The following is a 1,108-nucleotide window of genomic DNA, read 5'->3' as shown; positions in this document are numbered from 1 at the left end:
CTTAAGCCGTAGCGGTGGAGATGTCGGCGCAGTAGGCGCGCAGCTTGGGCATGACTTCGGTGGCCAGCAGTCGCATCGAACCCTTGTGCAGCTGGGGGTTGTCCCAGTCCTTCTGCGTGGCCAGCAGCGTGCCGAATGGGCCGCCGACGTAGTCGACGAATGCCACGAGCTTGTCGAGCACCGTCTTCGGCGAGCCCGAGATGACCATCCAGTCCAGACAGTTCTTCGCCGTCACTTCTGCGTCGGGAATGCTCGCGTCCGGCTTGAGGATGCCGAGCATGTTGAACACGGCCATGTCCTCGATGATGTAGTCGTAGTACCAGGAGTAGCTGTTCGGGCCGGCCAGATAGTCCGCAGCCTGCTGGTCCGTCTCGGTCACCAGGATGGAGCGCGCCACGCGCCACTGGGAGCGGTCCAGCGGCTTGCCTGCGAGTTCGCAGCCAAGCGCGTACTGCTCCCAGTGCGACTTCGCATGCACGGGCGGGATAAAGTTGGCCGACACGATACCCCAGCCCTTCATCGCCGCGTGCTTGGCGCTGCTCGAGTTCGGGCTCATCGTCGAGATGGCCAGCGGCGGATGCGGCTGCTGGTAGGGCTTGAGCATGGGACCGAAGCCGATGCCGGGGATGACGTTCTTCTCGATGACCACGTCCCAGTACTTGCCCTTGATGTTGTACGGGGCGTTCGTGGACCAGATTTTGTGGATGATCTCGACCGAGTCGGTGACCATCTCGGCGCGGTTCTTCTCGCTCGTCTGGAACAGCTCCATGTCCGAGACCAGGCCGCCGGGGCCCACACCCATGATGAAGCGGCCTTCGCTGAGGTGGTCGAACTGTGCGACGTCGCCGGCGACGGCGGCCGGATGATGCTGCGGCAGATTGATAACGCCGGTGGCGAACTTGATGTCCCTGGTCGCGTGAACGAGCGAGGCGAAGAACTGCAGCGGGTTGGCAATCGGCTCAGCGCTGCACGAATAGTGTTCGCCGACCCAGGCTTCTGCGTAGCCGAGCTTGTCGGCCATGATGATTGCGTCGCGGTCCTGCTTGAGCAGCTCCGTGTAATTCCGCTTCGGGTCGTGAAGCGGCATCATGAAAAGTCCGAGTTTCAT

At 62.5% G+C, this 1,108-nt stretch carries 1 protein-coding gene; it reads right to left on the bottom strand.

What is annotated here, in order from left to right; genetic code table 11:
* Window position 1 precedes the first annotated feature (1 nt).
* Window positions 2-1,108, bottom strand: a 1,107-nt coding sequence (locus AB3X95_RS38905; RefSeq protein ID WP_368594404.1) for an LLM class flavin-dependent oxidoreductase, incomplete at its 5' end; no start/stop codon positions are given.

Source organism: Paraburkholderia sp. BR13444 (assembly GCF_040948755.1).
In the GTDB taxonomy this organism is placed as follows: Bacteria; Pseudomonadota; Gammaproteobacteria; order Burkholderiales; family Burkholderiaceae; genus Paraburkholderia; species Paraburkholderia youngii.
The sequence above is the reverse complement of the archived record's forward strand: the minus strand, read 5'-3'. Positions and strand labels throughout refer to the sequence as shown.